The organism is Variovorax pasteuri (assembly GCF_051216435.1).
Lineage (GTDB): Bacteria > Pseudomonadota > Gammaproteobacteria > Burkholderiales > Burkholderiaceae_C > Variovorax.
This window is the reverse complement of sequence record NZ_JBPJZS010000002.1, coordinates 159,380-185,877: the sequence shown is the minus strand read 5'-3', so window position 1 is coordinate 185,877 and position 26,498 is coordinate 159,380. Positions and strand designations below refer to the sequence as shown.

Genomic DNA, 26,498 nt, shown 5'->3' with positions numbered 1-26,498 from the left:
CCTAGGGAAGCCAGCCGAGGCTGCGTGCCTCGAACACGGCTTCCGATTTGTTGTGCACATCCAGCTTGCCGTAAATGTTGCGGATATGGGTTTGAACCGTCGACGCCGAGACTCCCATCTGCACCCCGACTTCGACATAGGTGAAACCACGAGAGACCAGGTCAAGCACCTCAAACTCCCGTGGCGACAGCCGCTCGGGCGCCACGGCGGACTTGGCGGCTGCCGTGGGAAGCGGCGTGGCAGGGCCCGAATGGGCCTGCCAGCGGCGCAGCAACTTGCGCGCGATCACCGGCGACATCGGTGAGCCGCCCGCGCGCAGGTGCCGGATGTGGGTGGCCAGGTCGGCCTCGGTGCCGTCCTTCAGCAGGTAGCCGCTGGCACCGGCCTCGAAGGCCTGGACCATGTTGGCCTCGTCACCGAAGATCGACAGCACCATCACCGCGCAGGCCGGCTGCATGTGGCGGCACTGGCTGATCACCTTCAGGCCGGGATGGTCGGGCAGGCCGAGGTCGACCAGCAGCACGTCGACCGGGTTGTCGACCAGCCACGCGAGGATCTCGCTGGCGTTGGAAGCGCTGTAGGCCAGGCTCAGCGAGGGGTCTGCATCGACCACGCGCGAGATGCGCTCGCGCATGCCGGTGTCGTCTTCGACCAGGGCAACCTGTGTCTCCGCGGTCATGCGTGCGCCGGTGCGGGAAGGCTGCATGCGCGCATGCAGGACGTGGGGGCGAGGCGCATGGAAAGGGGTCCTGGAGGCGGAGAGGGTGGCGGGATGACGCAAAGCGTAGGGCCCGGTCCGCGCACTGCCCATCCTATATACGGGGGAGGCGGACTACCGATTCCCGCAGGTCGTGCGGTGCGCCAACGAAAACGCCCGCCCAGTGGCCCGGGCGGGCGCGGTGCCGGCAGCTTGCGTGCCTACTTGCGGCGGCGGGTCGTGGCGGCCGGTGCCGAGGTCTGCGACGGCGCGGCGCCGCCGTCCACGCCCAGGCGGCCACCACCGCCCAGGCCCTGGCCGCGCACGGTCTGCGCCTTGTAGTTGCGCAGCGAACGCACCATCTGGTTGAACGCGTCCATGAATGCTGCGGCAATCACCTTGCCCTGCGGCGTGCGCGTGTAGCCGCCCACACCCCCGGCCGCCGAGAGGCCGCTCAGGCCGGCGAAGCCCGCGAAGTCGGTCTTGGACGCGCTGCCCTCAGAGGCAGCCACCTGCACGCCCGAGCGATTGTCGATGAGGGTCAGCAGCGCGCTGGCTTCCTTGGTCTGCATGCTTGCGCCGAGCTGCGCGATGGCGCGCCCACGCCCGCCGCCCACCAGGCCGCCGAGCGCACCGCCCAGGCCGCCCGCATCGCTGTTGCTGAAGACGATTTCCGGCGACAGTCCGTAGTCGGACGCCACCATCTGGCCGCGGCCGAAGTTGCTGCCGCCGCGCATTTCGCCCGACTGCTGCAGCGCGCGCTCGCGCGTCATGGCGTTCATGCCGGCCGCGCCGCGCTCGACCACCACGAAGCAGTTCGACTGCTGCACCAGCAGTCGCAACAGGTTGGCTGTGGGGGGCAGCTTGTATTCGCCGGTGAGGATGGTGTACCAGCCCGCGCTCTGGTTCTCGATCAGGGAGACCGTGCCGAGCGGGGAGTCGCAGCGTTCGAGCTGGCTGCTTTCGCCGGAGGTGGCAGCCCCTGCGGCGCTGCCGGTGGCCACGGTCTTGGCCGACGGGTTGCCCATCTGCATGTCCATGGTCTGGCAGCCCGAAAGGGCCATCAGGCCGGCGAGTGCGCTTGCAAGAGAAAGTTTGAAAAAAGCCATGTCCGGATCTGTCGAGTGAAAAGAATGCTGCGCTCGTGGCGGGCGTCGCTTCTCGAAACCGAAGATGGAATTGCCATGGCCTGCACAGCCTCCCGATTCGACGCGCCACCGGCGACCGCGCGACGATACGACCCGGGCGTTCGTCGCACCAGTGCCGAAAGTCACGCCGCGTAGTCGCCGCTGGCCTCCGGCTGGAACAGCACCGCGACCACGCGCACCGCGCCTTGCGCGCCGTTGGGCATGTCCCACTTGGCGAGCGTGCCGCTCTTCACGCCGAGCAGGCCGATGCCCACGGGCGACAGCACCGAGACGAATCCGGCGCCGGGCTGCGCGTCGCCGGGGTAGCAGACGGTGATCTTCTGGCGTTGCCGCGTGGACGGGTCTTCGACCTCGACCTGCGAGTTCATGGTGACGACGTCGGCGGGCATCTCGCGCGAGGGCAGCACGTCGGCGGCATCGAGCAGCTCGGCGAGTGCCGCAGGCAGCGCATGGTCGGTCAGTTTTTCGAGGCGAACGAAGTCGAGTTCGGTGAGCGTGCGCTCCCCGTGGATGGTTGCAGGCATGAAGCACTCCAATTGAAAGCGTCGCCGTTCCTAAAGAGGGAATGAACGGCGTCGCGACCGCGCGGCGGGTGCCCGGCGGTCAATGGTTCGCGCATCAAGAAGGAAGGTAGCGGACCGCCGGGCTCAGGAAAGTGCGCCGATGCGTCGCAAGACTTCCGTGGTCGCCGCTGCAGCGGCACCCGCGCGACGAACGGCCGCTGCCAGGGGCAGCGCCGCGCGCGCAGCAGGGTGTTTGCAGGACGTGGACCAGGGGGACATTCAGGCCAGTGTAGGTGCGCGGGCATGAAGCCTCCAAGCAATGGCCTCACGTGCCTTGCCGGTAAGCGCCGCGCGGCCCCGCACAATTCGTGCATGCGAACCCTTCTGCTCTACGTTGCGACGGCCCTGGCGGAAATCGTCGGCTGCTATCTGCCTTACCTCTGGCTCAAGCAGGATCGTTCGGCGTGGTTGCTGGTGCCCGGAGCCATCAGCCTCGCGGTGTTCGCATGGCTGCTGACCTTGCATGACGCGGCGGCGGGGCGTGTCTATGCGGCGTATGGAGGCGTGTACATCGGCGTGGCCATTGCGTGGCTGTGGGCGGTGGACGGCATCCGGCCCACGCCGTGGGATGCGGTCGGCGTGGCGGTGTGCTTCGCCGGCATGGGGCTCATCGCGTTCCAGCCGCGATGAGCGTGCAGGAAGCCGCGCCCCAAAAGGAAATGCCTCGCTACCGGTGGGGTAGCGAGGCATTCAGGAACCACCGGGGTGGTTTGTTTTGGCTCCTCGACCTGGGCTCGAACCAGGGACCTACGGATTAACAGTCCGGCGCTCTACCAACTGAGCTATCGAGGAACAAGCCTTAAATTATATGCAATGGATTTACCGATTCTGAGCTCGACGCTTCGATTTTTTGACGTTGTGCAACACCTTCGATGCGACGACGCAAATGAAAATGCTCCGCTACCTTGCGAGTAGCGGAGCATCCAGTGGCCTTGCGGCTTTTTGTGGCTCCTCGACCTGGGCTCGAACCAGGGACCTACGGATTAACAGTCCGGCGCTCTACCAACTGAGCTATCGAGGAACAAGCCTTAGATTATAGCGTGATTTTTTGGGCCTTCTCAACCGCCGATCACAGCCTCGCCAAATTTGCGAGCCGCGCAGGGTTCAAAGCGCCACGGTCAGCCCGAGGCGCAGCGTGCGCGGCGCGCCCGGGAACAGGTAGACGTGGCTGAACTGGTACGGCGATTCCTTCCAGTAGCGGCGGTCGAACAGGTTGTCCACGGCCAGCGTCCACGTCGTGTTCACGCCGCGCAGCCTGGTGTCATAGCGCAGCACCGCATCGACGCGCGTCCATGAAGGCAGCGTCACCGAGCCGTCCGGCAGCACGTTGCGCCGGCCTTCGTACGACAGCTGCCCCGCGAGCTCCAGGCCCGGCACCGCCGCCACGCGGTAGGCGGCTTGGGCACGCAGCACCTGCTTGGGCACGTTGGTGGGCGACTGGCCGTTGAGCGCTGGGTTCGCCGTGCTGTCGCGGCGCTTCGCATCGATCAGCGTCACGCTGCCGCCGAGGCGCCACGGCCCCTGCATCCACTGCGCGCCGGCCTCGAGGCCGCGATGCACCGCACGCCCGTCGTTGCGCACGTCGCAGAATTCGCCGCACTGGTCGATGTTGGTCATCGGGCGCGAGATGTCGAAGTACGCCAGCTGCCAGTTGAAGGCGTCGGTGCCGCCCTTCAGCCCCAGCTCCCATTGGCGCGAGCGCAGCGCGGGCAAGGCCTGGCCTGCGTTGGCGTACTGGTCGGGCCGGTTCGGCACCACCTGCGACTCCACACCCTGGCCCCAGCTCGCATACGCCAGCAGCCCCGGCTGCACCGTGTAGCTGGCGGCCAGCCAAGGCGTGGTCACGCCTTGCTTGTAGCCCGTCGGACTGGAGCCGTCGTTGCCGATGCTGCTGCGGTCCAGCCGCGTATGTCGCACGCCGAGCCAGGTGGTGAAGCGGTCGTTCCAGCGGATCGCGTCCTGCACCGACAGCTCGGTCGAGCGTTCGTCGCGGTTGGTCTGCGGCGTGGTGGCGTCCGGGTTCGCCGGCACGATGGCCGTGCCCCAGATGTTGCCCGTGCCCGCGTAGTTGTAGGCCTGGTTCTCGAAGCGGTTGCGCACACGGCTTTGCAGCAGCCCGAAACCCAGCTCGTGCTTCACGCTGCCCGTCGTCACGTTGCCCTTGAGGTTCAGGCTGCCCGCCGTCTGCGTGCGGCGCTCGTTGTCGCTGCGAAAGTCGTACACGTCGAAGGTGCCGTCGGAGCAGTAGCGGTCGTAGTTGCCTTCGGCGCTGCAACCGAAGGCGTAGGCCAGCCGGTCGTCGCTTTTCAGGCGCTGCTGGCCTATTTGCGCGCTCCAGCGCCAGTCGGCGTTCAGCGCCTGGCTGAAGCGCACCGTGCCCGTCAGCGCCTTGAACACCGAGGGCTGCGACCACGGCTGGTTGTTCAGGTTGATGCGCGGGTCCACCGGCGCGGGCAGCACATTCCCCAGCAGGCTGTAGCCGTTCTGGCTCGGCTGTGTCTTGCGGCTTTGCTCGACCTCCAGCTCCAGCACCGAGTCGCGCGTGATGCGCCAGTCGGCCGCGAGCGAGAACAGGTTGCGGTTGCCGTCGAGGTTGTGCGTCAGCGGCTTGAGGTTTTCGCTCGCCACGTTGAGCCGGTAGCCGAACTCGCGGTTCTCGCCGAAGCGCCCGCCCAGGTCGAGGGCGCCCAGCACGCTGCCTCGGCTCGTGGTCTCGATGCGCACTGTGCGCAGGTCCTGCTCGGTGGGCCGCTTCACGACGTAGTTGACCAGCCCGCCCGGCGCACTGGTGCCGGCCTGGATGCCGCTGGTGCCCCGCAGGATCTCCACGCGCTCCTTGTTGTCCAGCGGAATCGAGGTCTCCGCGCTGATCGGCAGGCCTTCGCGCCGGTAGTTGAAACGGTTGTCCAGCACGAAGCCGCGCACCGTGAGGTAGTCCCAGTAGCCGGCGGAGTTGTAGGCGTCGGTGACCGAGGCGTCGAACTGCGTGAGGTCGGCGAGCCGGCGTGCGCCGCTGTCGCGCAGCTGCTTGCTGTCGACCACGGTGCCTGAGATCGGCAGCTCGCGCAGCGGCACGTCGCCGAAGCCGCTGACGTCGGCCTGTGGCGCGGCGGCCGCGTCGTTGACGGTGACTTCAGGCAGCGCGGCTTGCTGCGCATGGGCGCTCCAGGCGGTGACAAGAAGCGCGGCCGCGACGGCGCGGGAGAGAGGCGAAAGAGTGTGTTGTTTCATTGGGTTCAGTTGCGTGCAGTTTCGGCACGCATCGCCGCCATCCATTGCGCGGTGGTGGCTTCGGGGTCTTCGGCCGCGACCAGCGCGCGCACCACGGCGACGGAGCCGACGCCGGTGGCCAGCACCTCGGGCAGCCGCACGGCGTCGATGCCGCCGATGCCCACCTGCGGGTAGCCGCGCAGCAGGCGCGCATAGGCGCCGAGCCGGGCCACGCCCTGCGGCGCGGTCGCCATCTTCTTGAGCGTGGTCGGGTACACCGCGCCCATCGCGATGTAGCTCGGGCTCACCCGGTCGGCGCGCACCATTTCCGCATAGCCGTGCGTGCTGACGCCCAGCCGCAGGCCGCTGGCGCGCAGCTGCGCCAGTTCGTCGGGTGCGAGCGCGTCGAGGTCTTCCTGGCCGAGGTGGATGCCGTAGGCGCCGGCCGCGATGGCGACTCGCCAGTGGTCGTTGATGAAGAGCAGCGCGCCCGTGCCTTGCACCGCATCGACGGCGGCCTGCACCTCGCGCTCGACGGCCGCCGCATCGTCGGACTTGAAGCGCAGCTGCACGGTCGGCACGCCGGCGCGCGCCATGCGGCCGACCCACTGCGCATCGGGCAGCACGGCGTAGAGGCCGAGGCGTTCGGGGCAGGGCGGAAACGCATCGGCGCGCGCGGCCGGGGGAAAGGCCCGCAGGCCGAAGTCTTCCGGCGCGTCGGGCCAGAGCGCGGCGTCGAAGTTGCTCAGGCGCTGCGTCTGCGCGCGCCAGGCCAGGGCCAGGCATTCGGCATCGATCTCAATGAAACCGAGCGCCGTGCAGCCCTGCTTGGCGCCGCGGTAGACCGGGTCGTCCGACGAGAAGACCGGCGCGCTGACCGGCGCGGAAACGATGGCGCCAAAGCGCAGGCCGTGGGTCGCGACGATGGCCTGCGCAATGGCGCGAGGTTCGAGGGGGGCGCTCATGGTGCGTGGTGCCAGAAGGGCGTGCCGAGCACGGGCGTGCTGGGCTGCGCGGCGTCCTGCGCGGCCATGGCGCCGGCGCGGTACGCGGTGCGGCCGGCCTGCACCGCGTCGGCGAAGGCGCCGGCCATCGCGACCGGGTCCTGCGCCAGGGCGACTGCCGTGTTGAGCAGCACGCCGTCGTAGCCCCACTCCATCACCTGGCAGGCATGCGACGGCAGGCCCAGTCCCGCGTCGACCAGCATCGGCACCTTGAGCCGGTCGCGCAGCACCTGCAATGCGTAGGGGTTGACCGGCCCGCGGCCCGTGCCGATGGGTGCGGCCCAGGGCATCACGGCCTGGCAGCCGATGTCGACCAGCCGCTGGCACAGGACCAGGTCTTCGGTGCAATACGGCAGCACCTTGAAGCCGTCGCGAATCAACTGTGACGCGGCATCGACCAGGTTCAGCGTGTCGGGCTGCAGCGTGTAGTCGTCGCCGATGAGCTCGAGCTTGATCCACGGCGTGTCGAACAGCTCGCGCGCCATCTGCGCGGTGGCGACCACCTCCTGCACGCTGTGGCAGCCGGCGGTGTTGGGCAGCACCGGCACGGCGAGCTCGCGCAACAGCGCCCAGAAGCCGTTGCCGGTGTCGTTGCCACCGGACCCCTGGTGGGCGGTCTGGCGGCGCAGCGAGGCGGTGAGCATCGCGGGCTTCGCGCGCTTCACGGCCGCTTCGAGCAGGTCGGGCGAGGGGTAGCGCGCGGTGCCCAGCAGCAGGCGGCTCTGGAAGGTTTCGCCGTAGAGAACCAGCGGGTCGTTCGTCGTCATGGGGGTCGTCTCCATCATTCAGCCGCCCGTCACGGGGCGGATCACTTCGATGCGGTCGTCGGGCTGCAGCGCGTGCGCCGCGTAGGCCGAGCGCGGCACGAACTCGCGGTTCACCGCCACAGCGAAGGGCGGCGTGGCGTTCAACGCTGCCAATGCGTCGGTCAACATCGCGTGCTCGGGCAACGCAAAGGGCTTGTCGTTGATCAGGATGTTCATCGTCATGTGTCCGGGGCCTCCATGCCGAAGCCCTGCGCGAGGGCGGAACGGCCGGTCGTGAGCAGTTCCATCGCCACGTCGAGCAGTGCGGGCGCGATCATGAAACCGTGGCGGTACAACCCGTTGATCTGCATCACCCGGGGTTGCGGCCTGCGCACGGCGGGCAGGTTGTCGGGCAGCGTGGGGCGGCATTGCGTGGCGATCTCCACGATGCGTGCTTCCGCAAAGCCGCTGTGCACCGCGTAGGCGGCGCTCAGCAGTTCGAGCGTGGAGCGCACGCTGGCGCTCGACATGTCGTCCGACTCGATCTCGGTCGCGCCGATCACGAACAGGTGGTCGGGTTTGGGCGCGATGTAGAGCGGATAGCGCGGGTGCACGAGGCGGGTGGGGCGCCGCAGGCTCACTTCGGGCGCATGCACGCGGATCACCTCGCCGCGCACGCCGCGCAGTGCGCTCCATTGGGGCTTGGCGCCGAGGCCGCGGCAGTCGACGACCCAGTCGGGCTGGCCCGCCGTGCCCGGTGCGAAGTCCGACGGTGCGCGCGGCGACTGCCAGTGCAGCGACACGCGAGGGTCGGCCTGCAGGGCGGCGAGCAGCGCGGCCAGCAAGGCGCGGTTGTCGAGCTGGCCTTCGCCCGGCAGGAACAGGCCCTGCGCGAAGCGCTGGCCCAGCGAAGGTTCCAGCGCGGCGATGGCCTGGCCGTCGAGCGTGCGCATCGGCGCGAGTTCGGGCACCTGCGTGCCGGTGTTCGCGAGCACGCGCGCGAGCCGCGCGGCTTCGGCGGTGTCCTGCCGGTGCCAGAGCACCAGCGTGCCTTCGCGCTGGAAGAACACGGGTTGCGCCAGCGGTGCGAGCAGTTCGGGCCAGCGCGACAGCGCATGCTGCCCCATGCGCACGACCGACACCGGCGCCACGGCCGATTCGGCCAGCGGCGCGAGCATGGCGGCCGCCACGCGCGCCGCCGCGCCTTCGGCTTCGGGGCCGCCGGCTTCGAACAGGTCGACCTTGCAGCCGGCCTGCGCGAGCGTGACGGCCAGCAGCCGGCCCATGAGGCCTGCGCCGAGGATGGCGGTCGATTGAAAGGGAAGCGTCATGGTCTTGCTCCTTCCCCCTTTGGGGGAAGGCCGGGATGGGGGCAAGCGGCCTTCGAAAAAGCGCTGCGCAGTCGCGGGAGCCGTCGTGCCCCCACCCCGACCCTCCCCCGGGAGAGGAGGGAGCAAGAAAGGGAAAACAGTCGCCGATAATTTTCAGCATGACCCATGCACCCACCCAGCGCTACGCACGCGTGCTCTCCATCGCCGGCTCCGACAGCGGCGGCGGCGCCGGCATCCAGGCCGACCTGAAGACCTTCGCGGCCCTCGGCTGCTATGGCATGACGGCCATCACCGCGCTCACCGCGCAGAACACGCTGGGCGTGTCGGGCATCCACGGCGTGCCGCCCGCGTTCCTCAAGTCGCAGATCCAGGCCGTGGTGGAAGACATCGGCGTCGATGCCGTCAAGCTCGGCATGCTGCATGCCCCCGAAGTGGTCGAGGTGGTGGCCTGGGCCGTCGACCGCTACCAGCTGAAGAACATGGTGCTCGACCCGGTGATGGTCGCCACCAGCGGCGACCGCCTGATCGCGGCCGAAACGGTGCAGGTGCTGGTGCGCGAGCTGTTCCCGCGCGCGCTGGTCGTCACGCCCAACCTCGACGAAGCGGCCTTGTTGATCGGCCATGCCATCGACGGCATCGACGCGCTCGACGCCGCGGCCGACGAACTGCTGGCGCTCGGCGCGAAGGCCGTGCTGCTCAAGGGCGGCCACCTGCCCGGCGACGACGTGGTCGACGTGCTGCTGCAAGCCGGTGGCGAAAGAAAGCGCCTGGCTGCCAAGCGCATCGCCAGCCGCAACCTGCACGGCACCGGCTGCACGCTGTCGTCCGCCATTGCCGCGCACCTGGCATTGGGCGCGACGCTGCCCGACGCGGTCGAGCGGGCGCGCGCCTACATCCTCGGCGCCATGGCGGCCGGAGCGGGCGTGAAGGTCGGTGCCGGTCATGGCCCGCTCAACCACGGTTTCGCGCCAGTGCCGATGCACCGCCTGCCGTGGTCGCCATCGGCCTCGGCCGGCTGAGCCAGGCGAGCACGAAGGTCGCCGCCAGCGTCGGCAGGGCCGAGCCGAACTGCGGCGCCCACTTGGCGAGCGCGTGGTACGCCGCGATGCCCGCGATCCAGATCAGCGCTGCAAGCACATCGACCTTGCGCCCGGCCGCCAGCGATACGGAACGGCCGCTGCCCATGCGCCCGATGATCACGCCATAGAGCGGCACGAACACCGAACTCAGCAGCAGCAGGAAGGGCTCCAGCGTGTGCATCGGCAGCACCAGCGCCAGTGCGATGCACAGCGCGGCCAGCAGCAGCCCCCAGCGCTTCACGCTCCAGCGCGGCAACAGGCTGTGCGTGGAAACGGAACCGGAATAGACATCGCCGTACGCGTTGTCGAGCTCGTCGATCAGGATCAGGCCCAGGGCCACCAGCCCGCCCTGCGCGAGCAGCAACGCCATCACGAGTTCGGTGCCCGGCTCGGCCACGCTCACCACCATCACGCCCAGCGCGTAGCACCAGACGTTGGCCAGCGCATAGCCGATCCACGTGCCGCTGAAGGCGCTGCCCAGTCCACCCGCGCTGCGCTTGCCGTGCCGCGCGTAGTCGGCCACCAGCGGCAGCCACGACACCGGCATGGCAATGACGAGGTCCAGCGCGCCGAACAGCCCCATGCTGCCGTCGCCGGGCCGCGCCCAGAAGGCGTCCAGCCCCTTGGCCTGAAGCCGGGTGGCGAACTGCCAGCTGAGCCACAGCAGCGACAGCACCACCAGCGGCAGGCCGAAGCGGCTCACGAAGCGGCGCACCAGCTTCACCATCGAGCCCGCGAGCAGCGCCAGCAGCACCGCGCCCCACAGCAGCGTGGTCAGCACGCCGCCCCATGCCGTGCCCAGCGAAGGGCCGAAGGCCGCCTGGCCGATGGCCTGCGTGCCCTCGCGCATGATGACCAGCTCGAAGGTGGTCCAGCCCACCAGCTGCACGATGTTCAGCAGCACCGGCAGCCGCGCGAAGGCGCTGCCGTAGGTGGCGTGCATCAGGCCTGCGCTGGCCAGGCCGCTCTCGCAGCCCAGCCGCGCGGTCCAGGCCAGCAGGCCGGCGCCGAGGCAGGAGCCCAGGACGATCGCCAGGGCCGCGTCGCGCGTGCCCACGGCCGGCACCAGGTAGGCGCCGATCTGCATCACCAGCAGGCCCACGCCCAGGCTGAACCACAGCGAGGCGTGGTCGTGCCAGCCGAACACGCGTTGCGACGCGGGCAGCGGCGTGAGCGCCTCATTGGCGGGGAAGGATCCGTTGTTGTCGTGTGCCATCCGTTTGCTCCAGTGCAAAAGGTTTGGCAGGTGGGCGAGGCTCCAGCGGCTCGGCCGTCGCGCGAGACAACGCGACAGGCCGCCGGACCAGCTTCCCTGCGCGAGGATTACCTCAGTCAGGTTCAAAGGGACTCTCTCAGTCAGCCCCGGAACGCGTTCCGGCTCGACACCCCTAGCAATGCACCACGGCGAACTGCGGTGCGGGCCGGATTTTATCCCCTGCCGCAAAACGCCCCCGGGAACACGTCGGCCCCCGCCGGATCAGGGCCAGAATGGCGCCCATCTTCGGTCGCGGCAGTCATTGGCTGCCTGCAGGAAGCGAACAAGAAACGGGGCGGGCACGCTGGTGCACGAGAGAGGAACTGCCATGGCTGACGATTTGAGTCATCCGGACGAAAGGGCGGCATCGCCGGCTTCTTCATCCCCGCCTGCGCGCATGCGGCGCTTCAGGGTCGACGTCGGCACCATCATCTGCCTGGTCGCACTGGTGCAGTCGCTGCTGCTGGTGGCCTTCGGGTACTGGGGCGCGCAGCGGCTGGTGTCGCGCGTGGGCGAATCGGCGCACAAGGTCAACCACGACCGGGTCGAGGACAACGTGCTCGCCTTTCTGGCCAAGACCGAGGCGCTGGTGCGCGCCCTCGGCCACACGCCCGGCCTGCACCCCGCGGGCCAGGACGGTGAGCAGACGGCCGAGCTGCTCTGGGCGGCGCTGGAGCAAACGCCCGAGCTGGACAGCATCGGCGTGGTGAGCGACGACGGGCACCAGATGATGGCCGAGCGCTATCCCGTGTCCGCGGTGTGGCAGGTGCTGCGCGATGCCGCCTTCAGCACCGAGACCTGGGAGTTCAAGCCGACGCCCGACACCGTGGGCGACGGCGACCCGCGCGCGCGCTACGCCACCACCCGCATCGAGGCCTTCCGCAGCAACCACGACCCCGCGCGCAACGACTGGGTCGTGCAGGCGCTGGCGGTCCGCCGCGCGCTGTGGACCGCGCCCTTCGTCGATGCCGAAAGCGGCGAACTCAACATGACCTACGCACTGCCCAGCCTGCGGCGCGACGACGAGGGCCGCGTGCAGGCACTGGTGCTGGGCGCCGATGTGTCGCTGGGCCACCTGTCGCGCCTGGTGCGCGTGTTCGGCGGCACGGGCCACGGCGACAGCGCCCTGCTGAGCGCCGACGACCACGTGCTCGCGCGCAGCGATCACCCCGACCCGGTCCGTCGCCTGGCGCTGCCCGACAGCGGCGTGCTGGGCGCGCTGCACGCGCACATCCTGGCCGACGGCACGGTGGGCGGTGCCGAGGACTCGGCCTTTTCGTTCGTGCACGAAGGCGAGCGCTACATGGCGCAGACCTCGCGCATCGCGCCCACGGGCTGGCTGCTGGTGAGCTGGGAGCACGAGGACGTGCTGCTCGGCGGCCTGCAGCGCGCCTTGGCGCTGGCGCTGCTGCTGACGCTGAGCTTCCTGGCGGTGGCGCTGTTCATCGCGCTGCGGCTGTCCAGGCTCGTGACCCTGCCGATCGAGAACCTCGCGCGCGTGGCGCGCCGCATCGGTCGGCTGGAGCTGGACAACCTGCCGCTCGCGTCGAGCCGGGTTCTGGAGATCCAGCACCTGAGCCAGGCGCTCGACGATTCCGCGCGCAGCCTCAAGGCCTTCAGCAAGTTCGTGCCGGTGGACCTCATCAAGCAGCTCATCGCCGAGGGCCATGCGCTCGCGCCCAGCGGTTCGCCGCGCCGAATCACCGCGATGTTCACCGATGTGGAGGGCTTCACCTCCATCTCGGAATCGCTGGACGCCGACGTGCTCGTGAAGCAGCTGACCGAGTACTTCAACCTGGCGGCGCGCATCTTCGCGCGGCACGGCGGCGTGGTCGACAAGTTCATGGGCGACGGCATCATGGTGCTGTGGGGCGCGCCGTCGGACCTGGAAGACGCGGAGTACCGCGCCTGCATGGCCGCGCTGGAACTGCATGCCGAGATGAACGCGTTGAATACCCGGTGGCGCGCCGAAGGCATGCGCGAGTTCCGCACCCGCATCGGCATTCACACCGGCATGGCGATCGCGGGCGTGCTGGGTTCCAGCGACCGGCTGTCGTACACGGCCGTGGGCGACGTGATCAACGTGGCCAGCCGCATCGAGGGCGCCAACAAGGACCTGGGCACGCGCACGCTCATTTCGCAGGCGACCTTCGAAGGGTTCGGCGGGCGGCTCGCGACCCGGCGCATCGACGAGCTGGCCGAGCTGCGCGGCCGGCAGACGCGCATGGTGCTGTACGAACTGCTAGAGATCGAGCACCAGGCGCGCTGAGCGGGCCCGCGAGCAGCAGGGCAGAAACTGGTCGTTCGCGGCCTGCTCCGAGGGCGTCAGGTAGAGGTCGTTGTGCGCGATTTCGCCTGCCAGCACGCGCGTGAGGCAGGTGCCGCACACGCCCTGCGCGCAGGAAACCGGAATGCCGATGCCCTCGGCCGCAAGCGCGTCCACCACGCTGAGCGATTCGGGCACGCGTACCACGCGGCCCGAGCTGCGCAGTTCGACCTCGAAGCCGCCTTGCCCCTCGGCCGACGGCGCGGCGCCCGAGAAGTATTCGAAGTGCACTTGCGTGTCTGCCCATTGCAGGCTGCGCGCCGTGGCGCGGACCGCGTCGAGAAAGCCCTGCGGGCCGCACACGTAGAGGTGCCTGCCGGGGCCCGGCTGGCCGATGGTCGCGGGCAGGTCCAGGTGCTGCGGCGGGGGTCCGTCGTCACGGTGGAAGAACACCCGGTCCGCGAATGCACTGTCTTCCAGCCGGCGCCGATACGGTGCGCGCGCGGCCGTTCTGCTGCAGCAGTGCAGCGCGAAGTCTGCCCCCATTGCGTCCAGACGCTGCGCCATCGACAGCAGCGGCGTCACGCCGATGCCGCCGGCCAGCAACAGGCTGTGCGTCGCACGCTCGTCGAGCGGAAAGTGGTTGCGCGGTGGGCTGATCCGAAGCACGGCGCCTTCATGGACCGCGTCGTGCATTGCCAGAGAGCCGCCGCGCGAGCCCGCGTCGCGCAGCACGCCGATTTCGTAGTGGTCGTCCTGCGCCGACGCATTGCACAGCGAGTACTGCCGCACCAGGCCGCCCGGCAGCGACACATCGATGTGCGCGCCGGGTGAAAAATCGGGCAGGCGTGTGCCGTCCGCGGCCACCAGCCGGAACCCGGCCACGCCCTCGGCCTCGCATGTCTTGTGCGCCACCCGGACAGCGATGGTGGCGCTCACCGTTGCACTCATTCGCGCACGAGGAAGTTGCCGGCCTCGAAGTGCACCGGCGCCGCCGCAGGGTCGAAGCTCACGCCGGCCGGGTCGCGGCCTTCGCGCACTGCATCGAGTTGACGTTGCAGCAACCGGCGCAGCATCACGATCCCGCGGTCCGACGTGGCCAGGTGTTCTTCCGAATGCGCCGTGATCGCGCCCTGGCTCACTTGCGCCTCGTAGTCGCCCGGAAAGCTGCGGTGCTCGGCCTCGCTCAGGTCCTCCCACAGCTTGCCGTTCAGCCGCGAGCGCACGCGGGCCAGGTCGCCCGGCGTCTTCACGCGGCCCACGGTGTAGATGCGAAAGCTGTGGTCGTCGATCGGCAGCACCCAGCCAATGGATTCCACCCGCCCGTAGGCGGCCACCCGCGGGTTCGGCACCACGCGCAGCGTCGGCAGCACGGGGCCGGCCACGCGCCGGAAGGTGCCGCCGTCTTCCAGCGTGCGGATCGAGGTGATCTTCACGCCGGTCTCTGTGCTCTCGAAGCTCACCTCCGGCATCTGGCCCATCAGGGCCACGAACTGCGTGCCGCTGAAGCTGCCGTGCAGCACCGGCACGTGGAACGGGTCGGCCACGTTCTCGTAGTGCTGCAGCCAGTTGCACGGAATGACCTGCGGGCCGCCGCCGCCGATGCTGTTGCCGTCGGCCTCCAGCGTTTCGCCTTCGTCCATCGTCTCCAGGCAGTCGTAGCGCGGCAGCACGGGCTTCTTGTCGGCCGGGCCGAGGTAGGCCCAGACCAGGCCGTACTGCTCCTGCACCGGGTACCAGGGCTGGCGCACCCGGCCGCGGCTGCGCACGCCGCCGTCGGGCTCGCAGGGCTGGTCGACGCAGTGGCCCTGCACGTCGAACATCCAGCCGTGGTAGCAGCAGCGAATGCCTTCTTCTTCCACGCGCCCGTAGTAGAGCGAAGCACCTCGGTGCGCGCAGCGCCAGTGCACCAGACCCGCGCGGCCGCTCTTGTCGCGAAACAGGATCAGGTCTTCGCCCAGCACGCGCACCTGGCGCGGCGTGTGGCTCGCATCGGCGGCCAGGCCGATCGGGTGCCAGTAGCGGCGCAGCAGCTCGCCCATGGGCGTGCCCGCGCCAACTTCGGTGAGTTCGGGCTTGTGGCTCGGTGGCTTGCGGCCGTAGGCCGTGCCGGTGTCCATGACGATGGGCTGCCAGTCTGCCGCGGCAGGCGTGGACGAGGAGAGAGGTGTGGCGGTGCTCATTCGGGGGTGACTCCAGCGGCCTTGATCAGGTCCGCGACGCGGGGAAAGTCGGCCTTGTAGCTGGCCCGGAACTCGGCAGGCGTGCTGCCCAGGGGTTCGAAGCCGAAGCCGACCAGGCGCTCCTGCACGTCGGGCATCTTCGTGATGTCGCGCAGCGCGCTCGACCACTCGTCGAGCACGGGCTGCGGGGTTTTCGCGGGGGCGTACACGCCGATCCAGCTGTCGAGGTCGAAGCCGGGGAAACCCTGCTCGGTGAAGGTCGGCACGTCGGGCATCGAGCGCACGCGCTTGCGCCCGGTGATGCCCAGCACCTTGATCTTGCCGGCCTGCGCCAGTGCGCGCGCGGTCGAAGGGTTGGCCCAGGCCACGCCCAGCGCTTCGCCGAACATGTCGTTGTGCGCCGCGGCTTCCGCTTTGTAGGGCACGTGGACCAGGTCGATGCCGGCCTGGCGCGCCAGCAGTTCGCCGAACAGGTGCGCGTTGGAGCCGTTGCCCCAGGTGCCGTAGGACACGCCGGGGTGCGCCTTGGCGTAGGCCACGAACTCGCGCACGTTCGAAAACGGCACCGAGGCCCGCGCGATCAGCATCGGTCCGCCGGTGGCCAGCTGCGACAGCGGCTCGAAGTCCTTCACCGGGTCGTAGGGCAGCCTGGGCTGCAGCACCACGTTGTTGATGTGCGTGAGTGGCAGCGTGAGCAATACGGTGTAGCCGTCGGGCGCGGCCTTGGCGACAGTGTCGGCGGCGATGGTGCCGCTGGCGCCGGGCCTGGCTTCGACGATCACCGGCTGGCTCCAGCGTGTCTTGAGCTTCTCCGCGTAGATGCGCGCAATGACGTCCATCGGCCCGCCGGGCGAGCCGAAGGGAACGATGCGCACCACGCGGTTCGGAAAGCGCGGCGCCTGCGCGAGGGCGGAGCCGGCCGCCAGCGTGGCGAGCCCGGCACCCAGCATGCCGAGCGTGCGGCGGCGCGTGGGCGCCCCATGCGGCGAGGGTCTGAACCGATTCATCGTGTCTCCAGTCGTGTTGTACTTGTGCGCTGGACGATACGGACAGCCCGCCCCACGGGCAATTCGAAGCTTTGGATATGAGATATGGCCCTACGTGATATCCGCAGCCTCGACGTCGGCATGCTGCGGACCTTCGATGCGCTGATGCGCGAACGCAGCGTGTCGCGCGCGGCAACCCGGCTCTTCCTGAGCCAGCCTGCGGTGAGCGCCTCGCTCAACCGGCTGCGCGACACCTTCGGCGATCCGCTGTTCACCCGCACCGCGCACGGCGTGGAACCCACGGCGCGCGCGCAGGCGCTGGCCGGCCAGGTGGAGCGCGTGCTGGCCGACCTGTCGGCCATGCTGGAGCCGGGCGAGGGCTTCGACCCGGCGGCCTCGCAACGCATCTTTCGTATTTCGGGCGGCGACTACGCCAGCCACCTGCTGCTGCCCACGCTCGCCAACGAGCTGGTGGCGTGCGGCTCGCGCGTGCGCATCTACTGGGAGACCAGCTCGTTCCTGACACTGACCGAGCGCCTGCGCAAGGGCGACTTCGACATCGCCGTGCTGCCGCGCCTGCAGCCGCCGAGCGACTGCGAATCTGCGCTGCTGTACGAAGACCGCTATGTGGTCGCGGTGCGGCACGGCCATCCGACTCTGGGCGCCGAAGCGACGCTAGACGCCTTCTGCGGTGCGCCGCACGTCTTCCTGGGCTATGGAAGCTCGGCGCTGGACGACCTCATCGACCAGGTGCTGGCCCGGATGGGACACACGCGCACCATGAGCGTGGCCATGACCAGCTTCGGCCAGATCGTCGACCTGCTCGCGCACACCGACCATGTCGCCGTGATGCCGCTGCGCGTGGCCGATCGATTCCGCGATGTGCTCGCGGTGCACCCGTTGCCGTTCGAGCTGCAGGGCTACCGCTCGGTCGTGTGCTGGAACCGGCGTTCCAATTCCGATGCTGGCGTGCTGTGGCTGAAAGACGCGCTGCTGCGCATCGGGCGCGGCACCGAGGCTGCCGCAACCGTTGTCAGCCCGGCCTGACCCTGCGCGCGAACGCCTCCAGCCCGTCGACGGTGATCTGGATGTGCCGCTCGAAGCTGCCGTCCAGCGGCACGGTGGTGCCGTTGTCCCAGCGCAGGATGAAGGCCTTGTTGGCCATCAGCGGCAGGTTGCGCGTGAGCACCGGATGGTCGAGCGGGCGAATGGTGTGCACGCGCTCGCGCAACTCTTCGGCCCAGGCCTGGGTGTTGTCGGCGGGCAGGGGCGAGAACTCCATCGTCAGGAAGCCCAGCATCGCCGCGATCACGCAGTTGTAGGCCTCCAGCAGCGCCTCGCCTTCAAAGCCGGCTTCGGTGAGCGCCGCGAGCACCCCTTCGACCAGTTCGATCGGCAGGCTGCCGTTCGACACCAGCTGCGCCCCCAGCAGCTGCGCCACGTTGGGGTGGCGGCGCACGGCGGCGCGGCTGCGGCGAAACAGTTCGGCGATCCATGCCTGCCAGGCCAGCTTGCCCGGTGGCGGCGCCACCTCGGCCATGACGGCGGCGGCCACCTCGGCCAGCAGCGCCTCGCGCGTGCTCACGTGCCAGTGCACCGTGGCCGGGTACACGCCCAGCCGGGCCGCCAGTTCGCGCATGCTGAAGGCGCCCAGGCCGAACTCGTCGATCTGCTCGAGCGCGGCTTCGGCGATGCGCTGCTTGGTCAGGGCCGCACTGCCGGCGGGGCGGCCGGCCGTCCGGGGCTCGGCTCCGGGCTCGGGTTTGGCCTTGGCAGGCGCTTTCGTCTTTGTCGGTGTCGGCATCCGCTGCATTGTGCGGCAGCTGAATTGGCTGTATAAACAATATTAATTGAGCATTGATCAATTAAATTGTTGATCGATGACCCGTAATGTCAGCACCTGCCCGGAGAACATTTCCCATGACGCATGCCGCCATCGATCAGGCCGTCGGCCAAGCCCACCAACGCTTCGCGGACCGCAACCCGGCCAGCCGCCGCCAGTTCGACGAACAGTCGCGCTACATGCCGGGCGCCAACAGCCGCTCGGTGCTGTTCTACGCCCCGTTCCCGCTGACCATCGCCAGGGGAGAGGGCGCCGCGCTGTGGGACGCCGACGGCCACCGCTATGCGGACTTCATCGCCGAGTACACGGCCGGCGTCTACGGCCACTCCGCACCCGAGATCCGCGACGCGGTCGTCGAGGCGATGAAGAGCGGCATCAACCTCACGGGCCACAACTTGCTCGAAGGCCGGCTGGCGCAGCTCATCTGCGAGCGCTTTCCGCAGATCGAGCAGTTGCGCTTCACCAACTCGGGCACCGAGGCGAACCTGATGGCGCTCACCGCGGCGCTGCATTTCACGGGCCGCCGCAAGATCGTGGTGTTCTCGGGCGGCTACCACGGCGGCGTGCTGGGCTTCGGCGCCCAGCCGCTGCCGACGACGGTGCCGTTCGACTTTTTGGTGCTGCCCTACAACGACGCGCAGGCGGCGCGCGAGCAGATCGACAAACACGGCGCCGACGTGGCGGCGGTGCTGGTCGAGCCGATGCAGGGTGCGAGCGGCTGCATTCCGGGGCGGCTCGACTTCCTGCAGGCCTTGCGCGAATCGGCCACGCGCGTGGGCGCCTTGTTGATATTCGACGAGGTGATGACTTCGCGGCTCGCGCCGCACGGGCTGGCCAACCAGCTGGGCATTCGCGCGGACCTGACCACGCTGGGCAAGTACATCGGCGGCGGCATGTCCTTCGGCGCCTTCGGCGGGCGCGCCGACGTGATGGCGCTGTTCGACCCGCGCACCGGGCCGCTGTCGCACTCGGGCACCTTCAACAACAACGTGATGACGATGGCGGCGGGCTACGCGGGGCTCACACAGCTGTTCCCGCCCGAGGCGGCCGGCGCGCTGGCCGCCCGCGGCGAGGCGATGCGCGCGCGGCTCAACGCGCTGTGCGAGCAGGAGGGCGTGGCGCTGCAGTTCACCGGCCTGGGCTCGCTGATGAATGCGCATTTCGTGAAGGGCGAGGTGGTTTGCTCCGAAGACCTGGCCGGTGTCGACGGGCGGCTGCGCCAGTTGCTGTTCTTCCACCTGCTGGCGCAAGGCATCTATGCCTCGCCGCGCGGTTTCGTCGTGCTGTCCTTGCCGGTGGTGGACGCGGACATCGACCGCTTCGTCGCCGCCATCGGCAGCTTCATCGGCGAATACGGGGCGCTGCTGCCCCGCGCCTGATCAGGCTCCGTTGCGCTTGGTCACGCCCAGCAGCTCGTGCAGCCGCGTGCTGGTGGTCGTGTACTGCAGCGGAACGGCCTTGCCCGGGAACACGATGGCGGTGGCGCCCCAGGCCGCCAGCGTGGCCTCGTGGAAGCCGCAGACGATGAGCTTCTTCTTGCCGGGGTAGGTGTTGATGTCGCCCACCGCGAACACGCCGCGCTCGCGCGTTTCGTATTTTTCGGTGTCGACGGGCACCTGCTTGCGCTCCAGTTCCAGGCCCCAGTCGGCGATGGGACCGAGCCGGGGCGAAATGCCGAGGCAGGCGACCAGCGCATCGAGCGGCAGGTCGATGGTCGTTGCATCGGGCGTGGTGATCTGCAGTTGCTTGCCGTCGAAGGCGGTCGGCTGGCCGACGCGGAAGGCCAGCTTGCCCGCGGCCACGAGGGCGCGCATCTCGGCGATGTTCGCCTCGTCGGCCTGGAAGCCGTCGCGCCGGTGGACCAGCGTGACCTGACCGGCGATGGACGTGAGCGCAATGGCCGTTTCAAGAGCGATGTCGTCACCACCGTTCACCACCACCGTCTGCCCCGCAAAGCGGTCCAGCGATTCGGGGTGATAGAAAAGCGAGCTGCCTTCGAACTGCGCGATGCCGTCGATGGTGATGCGCTTGGGCACGAAGGCGCCCACGCCGGCCGCGATGAACACCGTCTTCGCCAGGAAGGCCGTGCCTGCCGAGGTCGTCAGCAGCAGCCGCTCGTCGGCTTGCCGCGCCAGCGTGGCCACTTGCTCGCCGAAATGAAACTGCGGCTTGAACGGCGCCACCTGCGCGAGCAGCGATTGCGCGAGGTCGCGCCCGCTGGTCATGGGCGTGCCGGGAATGTCGTAGATCGGCTTGTCGCCATACAGCGCCACGCACTGGCCGCCCGCGGCGGGCAGTGCATCGACGATGTGGCAGGAAATTTCAAGCAGGCCCAGTTGAAAGGCCTGGAACAGCCCGACAGGGCCGGCACCGACGATCAGGGCGTCGGTTTCGATGGCCACGGCAGGAGCGGTGGGCTGGTTCAGCGCACCAGCTCCCCGGCTTTGTCGGTCTTGTCTTTCCACTCTTCGGCGTCAGGCAGCGCGGGCTTGCGCTTGGTGATGCTCTTCCAGCCGTCGGCGACGGCCAGCTCGGCGTTGATCTTGATGAAGGCGATCTGGTTGGCCGGCAGGTCTTCTTCGGCGTAGATCGCGTTGACCGGGCATTCGGGAATGCAGACGGCGCAGTCGATGCATTCGTCCGGGTCGATCACCAGCATGTTGGGACCTTCGCGGAAGCAGTCGACGGGGCAAACGTCCACGCAGTCGGTGTATTTGCAGCGGATGCAGGCTTCGGAGACGACGTGGGTCATTTGTTTTTTGACGTCAATGTGATCGGGGAAAACCCCAGATTTTAGGCCTTTGCGGCGGCGGGCTGCACAAGCACGGCAGCGGCGGTCTTGTGGGAGGCCGTATCGACCAGCACCAGCGAGCCGAGCGCGCGCGATTGCGCGAAGGGAAGCACCGCCAGCGGCTGCTGCAGCGCCAGCACCACGTCGCCGATGGCATTGGCTTCCAGCTGGGTGGTTGGCTCCGATTCGAGGGTGGTGATGTTCACCCGGTCGACAATGCGCGCCACCTTGGCCTTGACCCAGCGGTGGCCCTGCAGTGCCCAGTACACGCGGCCCGCGACCAGTGGCTCGTCGTCCAGCCAGGCCACTGTGGCGGTGATCTCGCGCACCGGCTCGAAGGCCTCGGGCGCCAGCAGCCAGTCGCCGCGCGACACGTCGACCTCGCGGTCGAGCACGATGCCGGCGCTGTGGCCCGCATGCACCGCCTGCGGATGGCGCGTGTGGTTGAGCACCTGGGCGACGGTGGCGGTCTGGTTGCTCGGCAGCACCGTCACGCGCTGGCCGGGTTCCACATGGCCCGAGGCCACGCGGCCCCAGAACACGCGGCGGCCCTGCGAGGTGTCGGCCGACGAGGAGAACTTCTCGACCCACTGCACCGGAAAGGCGAAGGGCACGGCCTCGTCCTGCACCGTGACCGGCAGGTCTTCGAGCAGTTCGAGCAGGCTCGGGCCTTCGTAGCCGACCCAGTCGGCGTGGCGCGTGGCCACGTTCCAGCCCTTGAGCGCCGAGATCGGCACGATGGCCGCCACCCGCACGCCGGCCGCTTCGGCAAAGGCGTTCAGCGCGGTCGAGATGCGTTCGAAGGCCAGGCCGGCATCGGCGATGGCGTCGAGCTTGTTCACCGCGAACACGATCGACTGCACGCGCAGCAGGTTGCACAGCAGCGTGTGGCGGCGCGTCTGCGGCAGCAGCTCGCGCGAGACCACGGTGCCGTCTTCCACTTCGGCGGCCCAGCCCAGCTTGGTCGCGTCGACCAGCACCACGGCGGCGTCGGCGGCCGAGGCGGCCGTCACCATGTTGCGCGTGTACTGCTCGTGGCCCGGCGCGTCGCCGATGATGAACTTGCGCCTGGCGGTCGAGAAGTAGCGGTAGGCCACGTCGATGGTGATGCCTTGCTCGCGCTCGGCCGAGAGACCGTCCGTCAGCAGGGCCAGGTCGGTTTCGCCGCCGCGCTGCACGCCGGCCAGCTGGTCTTGCAGCACGGTCTTGCTGTCCACCAGCAGGCGGCCGATGAGCGTGCTCTTGCCGTCGTCGACAGAGCCGCAGGTTATGAAGCGCAGGGCGGTGCCGGTGTCGCCGTGAATGCCGGCCGTGACAGGGGTTGCAGTGGTCGCGCTCATCAGAAGTAACCGTCTTTCTTTCGTTTTTCCATCGAAGCTTCGGACGTCATGTCGTCCATGCGCGTGGCGCCGCGCTCGCTGACGTCGACCGACAGCGTCTCCAGCACCACGTCGGCGGCGTCGGCCGCCAGGCTTTCCACCGGGCAGGTGGTGGTGATGTCGCCCACGGTGCGAAAGCGCACGTCGCGCACCTGCACCGTTTCGCCGTCGCGCGGCGGGGTCAGTTCGGTCACCGGCACCAGCAGGCCGCGGCGCTCGACCACTTCGCGCTTGTGCGTGTAGTAGATCGACGGCAGGCCGACGTGCTCGCGCTCGATGTACTGCCACACGTCCAGCTCGGTCCAGTTGGAGATGGGGAACACGCGAAAGTGCTCGCCCGGGGCCAGGCGCGTGTTGAACAGCGTCCACAGCTCGGGGCGCTGGTCCTTGGGCTGCCATTGGCCGAAGCTGTCGCGGTGCGAAAAGATGCGCTCCTTGGCGCGCGCCTTTTCCTCGTCGCGGCGGGCGCCGCCGATGAGCGCGTCGAAGCGGAATTCTTCGATCGCCTCGAGCAGCGTCACCGACTGGTGCGCATTGCGCGACTCTCCCGGGTGGGCCAGGCGCACGGTGCCGCGCTTCATCGAGTCTTCCACGTTGCGCACGATGAGTTTGGCGCCCAGCTCCTTCGCGCGCTGGTCGCGGTAGGCCGTGACTTCGGGGAAGTTGTGGCCCGTGTCGATCATCAGCAGCGGGTAGGGAATGCGGCCCGCGCCGAACGCCTTTTCCGCGCACTTCAGCAGCACCAGCGAGTCCTTGCCGCCCGAGAACAGCAGGGTGGGGCGCTCGAATGCGGCCGCCACCTCGCGCAGGATGAAGATGGTTTCTTCCTCCAGCGCATCGAGGTGCGTGTTGGACAGGTGCGCCGGCGACAGCAGCAGTTCGGTTTCGGTACGGGCGTTCATCGGATGGGGTGCTTGCTGAATGCTGGGAATCGGTGAGCCGTTGGCGCTCAGTGCGCGAGATGCAGGCCGCACTCGCGGTTGTCTTCGCCCTTGGTCGGGTCCACGTAGTCGAAGTTGTTGGGCAGGCCGTGTTTCACGCAGTACTCGTGAAGATCCTTGGACGACCAATGCAGCAGCGGCGCGACCTTGACGAGCCCGTCGGGGTTGACGCTGACCGGGTCCATCTGCGCGCGCACCGCCGTGTCGGTGGCCCGCAGCGCGGTGAACCAGACCTTGGGTGCCGTCTCGCGCAACGCGCGGGCAAAGGGCTCCAGCTTCACCTCTTCGGTGAACGCGGCGTGGCGCGGATCGTCGAGCGCGGGCGTCTGGCCCTCCACCGCTTCGCGGTGCGCACGCGAGCGGCGCGGCAGGTAGATGTGCAGGTCCAGGCCCAGCTGCCGGGTCACCTCGTCGGCAAAGCGGTAGGTGGCCTCGGTGTTGTAGCCGTTGTCCATCCAGACCACGGGAACATCGCGCTTGGCCCGCGTGACCATGTGCAGGATCACGGCCTCGAAGGGCCGGAAGTTGGTGGTGATGATCGCGGGCTGGCCCAGGCCGATGGCCCAGTCCACCAGGCCCTCGGCGTTGCGGCCGAGTTCGGTGTTGATGCGTGCGAGGTCGATGCTCATGTCGAAGATCTTGGTAAGCGCGCTCAGCTGCCGGCCGCGAAGTGCGGCGCGGTCTTCACTGCATCGCCCTGGTAGAAGGCAGAGAAGCGGTCGAACTGGCGCTGCGCGTCGGAGGCGTCCACGCCTTCCTTCAGCACGGCGCTGGAAAAGCCGGTGCGTTCCATCTGCACCAGCTGGTCGATCAGCACATCGCCCGTGGCGCGGATGTCGCCGGTGAAGCCCAGCCGGCGGCGCAGCAGGAAGGCCTGGCTGTAGGCGCGCCCGTCGGTGAACTTGGGAAAGTTCAGGTCGATGCGCTCGATGTCCGACAGGCAGGCCTCGATGGCGAACGGGTCGGCGTCGTTGGCGAGCTGCAGCACCTTGGGGTCGCCGTCGTCGATGTGGTCTTCGGCCGCCAGGATGTTGAGAGTCTTCTTCATGCTGCTTCCTCCACCTTGAAACGCGCACCGTTGGCCGCGGCCTTGAACGGGTCGGGCCCCACGCGCCGCAGTGTGTCGATGAAGGTCTCGCCCGACACACGGGTGTCGCGGTAGGTGGTGAGCACGGCCTCGATCACGCCCGGCACTTCGGCCGCCGAGAACGAGGGGCCCACGGCCTTGCCGGCCACCGGCGCGCCGCTGAGCGCGGAACCGTCGGAGCCGCCCAGCGACACCTGGTACCACTCCTTGCCGTCCTTGTCGACGCCGAGGATGCCGATGTGGCCGCTGTGGTGGTGGCCGCACGAATTGATGCAGCCGCTGATGTGCAGGTCGATCTCGCCCAGGTCGTCGAGCTCGTCCAGGTCCTGGTAGCGCTCGGTGATCGCCTCGGCGATGGGAATCGAGCGCGCATTGGCCAGCGAGCAGAAGTCGCCGCCGGGGCAGGCGATCATGTCCGTCAGCAGGTGCACGTTGGCGCTGGCCAGGCCGGCGGCGCGGGCGGCGAGCCACAGCGCATGCAGGTCTTCGGCATGCACCCAGGGCAGCACCACGTTCTGGTCGTGCGTCACGCGGGCTTCGCCGGCGGAGAAGCGGTCGGCCAGTTGCGCGAGCGTGTCGAGCTGGTCGGCATCCGCATCGCCGGGCGCCTGCTTCAGGCGCTTGAACGACAGCGTGACGGCGCGCAGCGCGGGGTTCTTGTGCGGCGCCACGTTGCGGGCGAGCCAGCGGGCGAACTGCACGTCGTCGGCGGCGTGGGCGCGCAGTTCGGCGTCGGTCTTCTCGGCGCTCTGCAGCACGCGGGTGGCCAGCGTCGGCGGCACGAAGGAGGCGGCCACGCGGTCGTACTCTGCCTGCGTGATGGTGTGCGGAGCGCCGTCGACCTCCAGGATCTGCTTGTACTCGGCGTCCACGTCGTCGATGTAGCGCTGGCCTTCGGCCTTCACCAGGATCTTGATGCGCGCCTTGTAGATGTTGTCGCGGCGGCCGTAGCGGTTGTAGACCCGGATCACCGCTTCGAGGTAATTCATGATCTGCTGCCACGGCAGGAACTCGCGCAGCACGGTGCCGATGATGGGCGTGCGGCCCATGCCGCCGCCCACCTGCACGCGAAAACCGAGTTCTCCGGCCTCGTTCTTCACCACGTGCAGGCCCACGTCGTGCCAGCCGGTGGCCGCGCGGTCTTCGGTGGCGCCGGTGATGGCAATCTTGAACTTGCGCGGCAGGAAGGCGAATTCAGGGTGCAGCGTGCTCCACTGGCGCATGATTTCCGCGAACGGCCGCGGATCGGCGATTTCGTCGACGGCAATGCCGGCACGCTCGTCGCTCGTGATGTTGCGGATGCAATTGCCGCTGGTCTGGATGCCGTGCATGTCCACCGAGGCCAGCAGGTCCATCACGTCGGCCGACTTGGCCAGCGGAATCCAGTTGTACTGGACGTTCTGGCGCGTCGAGAAGTGGGCGTAGTGGGTCGGCAGCTTGTGGCTGCCCATGCCGCCCTGGATTTCCAGCGCCTTGCGGTAGACCTCGGCTTCGGGTTCGTCGTATTCGCGGGCGATGCGCGCCAGCACACGAATCTGGCGGCTCGACAGCTCGCCGTAGGGCACGGCCACGCGCAGCATGGGCGCGTAGCGCTGCACATACCAGCCGTTCTGCAGCCGCAGCGGGCGGAACTCGTCCTCGGGCAGCTTGCCCTTTTGCCAGCGCTCGAGCTGGTCTCTGAACTGGGCGGCTCGTTGATGAACGAACTGGCGATCGAATTCTGTGTATTGGTACATCGTGCGTGCGTGTGTCTTGAGGAAGTGCGGTGCCGAACGTGAAACGGGGCGCCCCAGCAAGAAGCCGAGATTCTGAAAGGGGGCCTTATGGAAACAAACTATTTTTTGGTTCGCGCCTTATGCGGATAAGCTTATTCACCAGTATCCATGCGGGTTGCGGGACGGTTGGATGCTTATTCCGGATAAGCCGGGCGGGCCAGAAACGTGTCGCCGGCCCGGGGAATTCTAGGAACAGAACGAGTTCCTCGCAGGC

The 26,498-nt window shown here is 68.7% G+C and carries 25 protein-coding genes and 2 tRNA genes; 5 read left to right on the top strand and 22 right to left on the bottom strand.

The annotated features are described in order from the left end of the window. Position 1: 1 nt before the first annotated feature. From ACSFBM_RS07935 to ACSFBM_RS07925, 3 genes are all read right to left on the bottom strand, one after another. Entirely contained in the window at positions 2-679 is a 678-nt protein-coding gene (locus tag ACSFBM_RS07935) for a response regulator (protein WP_435483880.1), read from the bottom strand. Positions 680-918: 239 nt separating this feature from the next. Continuing rightward, entirely contained in the window at positions 919-1,806 is an 888-nt protein-coding gene (locus ACSFBM_RS07930) for a CsgG/HfaB family protein (RefSeq protein ID WP_435483879.1), read from the bottom strand. Positions 1,807-1,967: 161 nt separating this feature from the next. Next, entirely contained in the window at positions 1,968-2,369 is a 402-nt protein-coding gene (locus tag ACSFBM_RS07925; RefSeq protein WP_435483878.1) for a GreA/GreB family elongation factor, read from the bottom strand. A 351-nt stretch (positions 2,370-2,720) separates the two neighbouring features. Between ACSFBM_RS07925 and ACSFBM_RS07920 the strand changes: the two genes are divergently transcribed. Beyond that, entirely contained in the window at positions 2,721-3,038 is a 318-nt protein-coding gene (locus ACSFBM_RS07920; protein ID WP_435483877.1) for a YnfA family protein, read from the top strand. 86 nt (positions 3,039-3,124) lie between these two features. Here ACSFBM_RS07920 and ACSFBM_RS07915 read toward each other — a convergent pair. The 7 genes from ACSFBM_RS07915 to ACSFBM_RS07885 form a co-directional block, all read right to left on the bottom strand. Then, positions 3,125-3,200 (bottom strand) — tRNA-Asn (locus tag ACSFBM_RS07915). A gap of 153 nt (positions 3,201-3,353) precedes the next feature. After that, positions 3,354-3,429, bottom strand: a tRNA-Asn gene (locus ACSFBM_RS07910). Between the two features lie 83 nt (positions 3,430-3,512). Continuing rightward, on the bottom strand, positions 3,513-5,639 hold the full coding sequence (locus ACSFBM_RS07905) for a TonB-dependent siderophore receptor (protein WP_435483876.1): 2,127 nt from the start codon (positions 5,637-5,639) through the stop codon (positions 3,513-3,515). 5 nt (positions 5,640-5,644) lie between these two features. Next, complete coding sequence (locus ACSFBM_RS07900; protein WP_435483875.1) at positions 5,645-6,583, bottom strand: thiamine phosphate synthase; 939 nt, start codon at positions 6,581-6,583, stop codon at positions 5,645-5,647. Then, entirely contained in the window at positions 6,580-7,389 is an 810-nt protein-coding gene (locus ACSFBM_RS07895) for a thiazole synthase (RefSeq protein ID WP_435483874.1), read from the bottom strand. Before ACSFBM_RS07895 ends, ACSFBM_RS07900 begins: the two co-directional genes overlap by 4 nt. Positions 7,390-7,407: 18 nt before the next feature. Next, complete coding sequence (gene thiS / locus ACSFBM_RS07890) at positions 7,408-7,611, bottom strand: sulfur carrier protein ThiS (RefSeq protein ID WP_435483873.1); 204 nt, start codon at positions 7,609-7,611, stop codon at positions 7,408-7,410. Then, positions 7,608-8,699: an FAD-dependent oxidoreductase gene (locus tag ACSFBM_RS07885; RefSeq protein ID WP_435483872.1), complete on the bottom strand. Its 1,092-nt coding sequence runs from the start codon at positions 8,697-8,699 to the stop codon at positions 7,608-7,610. Before ACSFBM_RS07885 ends, thiS begins: the two co-directional genes overlap by 4 nt. 158 nt (positions 8,700-8,857) lie before the next feature. Here ACSFBM_RS07885 and thiD point away from each other — a divergent pair, with 158 nt between their 5' ends. After that, a complete protein-coding gene (thiD, locus tag ACSFBM_RS07880; protein ID WP_435483871.1) occupies positions 8,858-9,718 on the top strand; it encodes a bifunctional hydroxymethylpyrimidine kinase/phosphomethylpyrimidine kinase in 861 nt (286 codons plus the stop codon). On the opposite strand, the gene ACSFBM_RS07875 is transcribed toward thiD, so the two are convergent. Then, positions 9,651-10,994, bottom strand: a complete 1,344-nt coding sequence (locus ACSFBM_RS07875) for a purine-cytosine permease family protein (protein WP_435483870.1) — start codon at positions 10,992-10,994, stop codon at positions 9,651-9,653. The two genes, thiD and ACSFBM_RS07875, sit on opposite strands and share 68 nt — an antisense overlap. A 367-nt stretch (positions 10,995-11,361) precedes the next feature. Between ACSFBM_RS07875 and ACSFBM_RS07870 the strand changes: the two genes are divergently transcribed. Then, complete coding sequence (locus tag ACSFBM_RS07870; protein ID WP_435483869.1) at positions 11,362-13,302, top strand: adenylate/guanylate cyclase domain-containing protein; 1,941 nt, start codon at positions 11,362-11,364, stop codon at positions 13,300-13,302. On the opposite strand, the gene ACSFBM_RS07865 is transcribed toward ACSFBM_RS07870, so the two are convergent. From ACSFBM_RS07865 to ACSFBM_RS07855, 3 genes are read right to left on the bottom strand one after another with little or no spacing between them, the layout of a single operon-like run. After that, complete coding sequence (locus ACSFBM_RS07865) at positions 13,276-14,250, bottom strand: PDR/VanB family oxidoreductase (protein WP_435483868.1); 975 nt, start codon at positions 14,248-14,250, stop codon at positions 13,276-13,278. The genes ACSFBM_RS07870 and ACSFBM_RS07865 overlap by 27 nt on opposite strands. Continuing rightward, a complete protein-coding gene (locus ACSFBM_RS07860) occupies positions 14,247-15,482 on the bottom strand; it encodes a Rieske 2Fe-2S domain-containing protein (protein WP_435483867.1) in 1,236 nt (411 codons plus the stop codon). The genes ACSFBM_RS07865 and ACSFBM_RS07860 overlap by 4 nt, the downstream gene beginning before the upstream one ends. Continuing rightward, positions 15,479-16,489: a Bug family tripartite tricarboxylate transporter substrate binding protein gene (locus ACSFBM_RS07855; RefSeq protein ID WP_435483866.1), complete on the bottom strand. Its 1,011-nt coding sequence runs from the start codon at positions 16,487-16,489 to the stop codon at positions 15,479-15,481. Before ACSFBM_RS07855 ends, ACSFBM_RS07860 begins: the two co-directional genes overlap by 4 nt. A gap of 84 nt (positions 16,490-16,573) precedes the next feature. On the opposite strand from ACSFBM_RS07855, the gene ACSFBM_RS07850 reads away from it, so the two are divergent. Continuing rightward, entirely contained in the window at positions 16,574-17,515 is a 942-nt protein-coding gene (locus ACSFBM_RS07850) for a LysR family transcriptional regulator (RefSeq protein WP_435483865.1), read from the top strand. On the opposite strand, the gene ACSFBM_RS07845 is transcribed toward ACSFBM_RS07850, so the two are convergent. After that, positions 17,502-18,272 carry a TetR/AcrR family transcriptional regulator gene (locus ACSFBM_RS07845; RefSeq protein ID WP_435483864.1) on the bottom strand — a complete coding sequence of 257 codons (771 nt, stop codon included), beginning with the start codon at positions 18,270-18,272 and terminating at the stop codon, positions 17,502-17,504. The two genes, ACSFBM_RS07850 and ACSFBM_RS07845, sit on opposite strands and share 14 nt — an antisense overlap. 116 nt (positions 18,273-18,388) lie before the next feature. On the opposite strand from ACSFBM_RS07845, the gene ACSFBM_RS07840 reads away from it, so the two are divergent. After that, on the top strand, positions 18,389-19,690 hold the full coding sequence (locus ACSFBM_RS07840) for an aspartate aminotransferase family protein (RefSeq protein ID WP_435483863.1): 1,302 nt from the start codon (positions 18,389-18,391) through the stop codon (positions 19,688-19,690). On the opposite strand, the gene ACSFBM_RS07835 is transcribed toward ACSFBM_RS07840, so the two are convergent. From ACSFBM_RS07835 to ACSFBM_RS07805, 7 genes are read right to left on the bottom strand one after another with little or no spacing between them, the layout of a single operon-like run. After that, positions 19,691-20,737 (bottom strand): NAD(P)/FAD-dependent oxidoreductase, encoded by a 1,047-nt coding sequence (locus ACSFBM_RS07835; protein WP_435484778.1) that lies wholly within the window; start codon positions 20,735-20,737, stop codon positions 19,691-19,693. Further along, positions 20,734-21,063, bottom strand: a complete 330-nt coding sequence (fdxA, locus tag ACSFBM_RS07830) for a ferredoxin FdxA (RefSeq protein ID WP_435438176.1) — start codon at positions 21,061-21,063, stop codon at positions 20,734-20,736. Before fdxA ends, ACSFBM_RS07835 begins: the two co-directional genes overlap by 4 nt. A gap of 41 nt (positions 21,064-21,104) precedes the next feature. Then, the gene (locus tag ACSFBM_RS07825; RefSeq protein WP_435483862.1) at positions 21,105-22,442 is read right to left on the bottom strand and encodes a sulfate adenylyltransferase subunit 1; all 1,338 of its coding nucleotides are present in this window, start codon (positions 22,440-22,442) and stop codon (positions 21,105-21,107) included. Continuing rightward, positions 22,442-23,383, bottom strand: a complete 942-nt coding sequence (gene cysD, locus ACSFBM_RS07820) for a sulfate adenylyltransferase subunit CysD (protein WP_435483861.1) — start codon at positions 23,381-23,383, stop codon at positions 22,442-22,444. The genes ACSFBM_RS07825 and cysD overlap by 1 nt, the downstream gene beginning before the upstream one ends. Positions 23,384-23,430: 47 nt before the next feature. Further along, entirely contained in the window at positions 23,431-24,051 is a 621-nt protein-coding gene (locus ACSFBM_RS07815) for a phosphoadenosine phosphosulfate reductase domain-containing protein (RefSeq protein ID WP_435483860.1), read from the bottom strand. Between the two features lie 23 nt (positions 24,052-24,074). Further along, on the bottom strand, positions 24,075-24,470 hold the full coding sequence (locus tag ACSFBM_RS07810) for a DUF934 domain-containing protein (protein WP_435483859.1): 396 nt from the start codon (positions 24,468-24,470) through the stop codon (positions 24,075-24,077). After that, a complete protein-coding gene (locus tag ACSFBM_RS07805; protein WP_435483858.1) occupies positions 24,467-26,245 on the bottom strand; it encodes a nitrite/sulfite reductase in 1,779 nt (592 codons plus the stop codon). Before ACSFBM_RS07805 ends, ACSFBM_RS07810 begins: the two co-directional genes overlap by 4 nt. Between the last annotated feature and the right edge of the window lie 253 nt (positions 26,246-26,498).

Coding starts and splice junctions, on each gene's coding strand:
- ACSFBM_RS07920 (WP_435483877.1), top strand. CDS start 2,721: ATGCGAACCCTTCTGCTCTACGTTGCGACGGCCCTGGCGGAAATCGTC.
- ACSFBM_RS07845 (WP_435483864.1), bottom strand. CDS start 18,272: ATGCCGACACCGACAAAGACGAAAGCGCCTGCCAAGGCCAAACCCGAG.
- ACSFBM_RS07875 (WP_435483870.1), bottom strand. CDS start 10,994: ATGGCACACGACAACAACGGATCCTTCCCCGCCAATGAGGCGCTCACG.
- ACSFBM_RS07860 (WP_435483867.1), bottom strand. CDS start 15,482: ATGAGCACCGCCACACCTCTCTCCTCGTCCACGCCTGCCGCGGCAGAC.
- ACSFBM_RS07850 (WP_435483865.1), top strand. CDS start 16,574: ATGGCCCTACGTGATATCCGCAGCCTCGACGTCGGCATGCTGCGGACC.
- ACSFBM_RS07870 (WP_435483869.1), top strand. CDS start 11,362: ATGGCTGACGATTTGAGTCATCCGGACGAAAGGGCGGCATCGCCGGCT.
- ACSFBM_RS07935 (WP_435483880.1), bottom strand. CDS start 679: ATGACCGCGGAGACACAGGTTGCCCTGGTCGAAGACGACACCGGCATG.
- ACSFBM_RS07900 (WP_435483875.1), bottom strand. CDS start 6,583: ATGAGCGCCCCCCTCGAACCTCGCGCCATTGCGCAGGCCATCGTCGCG.
- ACSFBM_RS07865 (WP_435483868.1), bottom strand. CDS start 14,250: ATGAGTGCAACGGTGAGCGCCACCATCGCTGTCCGGGTGGCGCACAAG.
- fdxA (WP_435438176.1), bottom strand. CDS start 21,063: ATGACCCACGTCGTCTCCGAAGCCTGCATCCGCTGCAAATACACCGAC.
- ACSFBM_RS07885 (WP_435483872.1), bottom strand. CDS start 8,699: ATGACGCTTCCCTTTCAATCGACCGCCATCCTCGGCGCAGGCCTCATG.
- cysD (WP_435483861.1), bottom strand. CDS start 23,383: ATGAACGCCCGTACCGAAACCGAACTGCTGCTGTCGCCGGCGCACCTG.
- ACSFBM_RS07905 (WP_435483876.1), bottom strand. CDS start 5,639: ATGAAACAACACACTCTTTCGCCTCTCTCCCGCGCCGTCGCGGCCGCG.
- thiS (WP_435483873.1), bottom strand. CDS start 7,611: ATGACGATGAACATCCTGATCAACGACAAGCCCTTTGCGTTGCCCGAG.
- ACSFBM_RS07815 (WP_435483860.1), bottom strand. CDS start 24,051: ATGAGCATCGACCTCGCACGCATCAACACCGAACTCGGCCGCAACGCC.
- ACSFBM_RS07855 (WP_435483866.1), bottom strand. CDS start 16,489: ATGAATCGGTTCAGACCCTCGCCGCATGGGGCGCCCACGCGCCGCCGC.
- ACSFBM_RS07930 (WP_435483879.1), bottom strand. CDS start 1,806: ATGGCTTTTTTCAAACTTTCTCTTGCAAGCGCACTCGCCGGCCTGATG.
- ACSFBM_RS07895 (WP_435483874.1), bottom strand. CDS start 7,389: ATGACGACGAACGACCCGCTGGTTCTCTACGGCGAAACCTTCCAGAGC.
- ACSFBM_RS07810 (WP_435483859.1), bottom strand. CDS start 24,470: ATGAAGAAGACTCTCAACATCCTGGCGGCCGAAGACCACATCGACGAC.
- thiD (WP_435483871.1), top strand. CDS start 8,858: ATGACCCATGCACCCACCCAGCGCTACGCACGCGTGCTCTCCATCGCC.
- ACSFBM_RS07805 (WP_435483858.1), bottom strand. CDS start 26,245: ATGTACCAATACACAGAATTCGATCGCCAGTTCGTTCATCAACGAGCC.
- ACSFBM_RS07840 (WP_435483863.1), top strand. CDS start 18,389: ATGACGCATGCCGCCATCGATCAGGCCGTCGGCCAAGCCCACCAACGC.
- ACSFBM_RS07825 (WP_435483862.1), bottom strand. CDS start 22,442: ATGAGCGCGACCACTGCAACCCCTGTCACGGCCGGCATTCACGGCGAC.
- ACSFBM_RS07925 (WP_435483878.1), bottom strand. CDS start 2,369: ATGCCTGCAACCATCCACGGGGAGCGCACGCTCACCGAACTCGACTTC.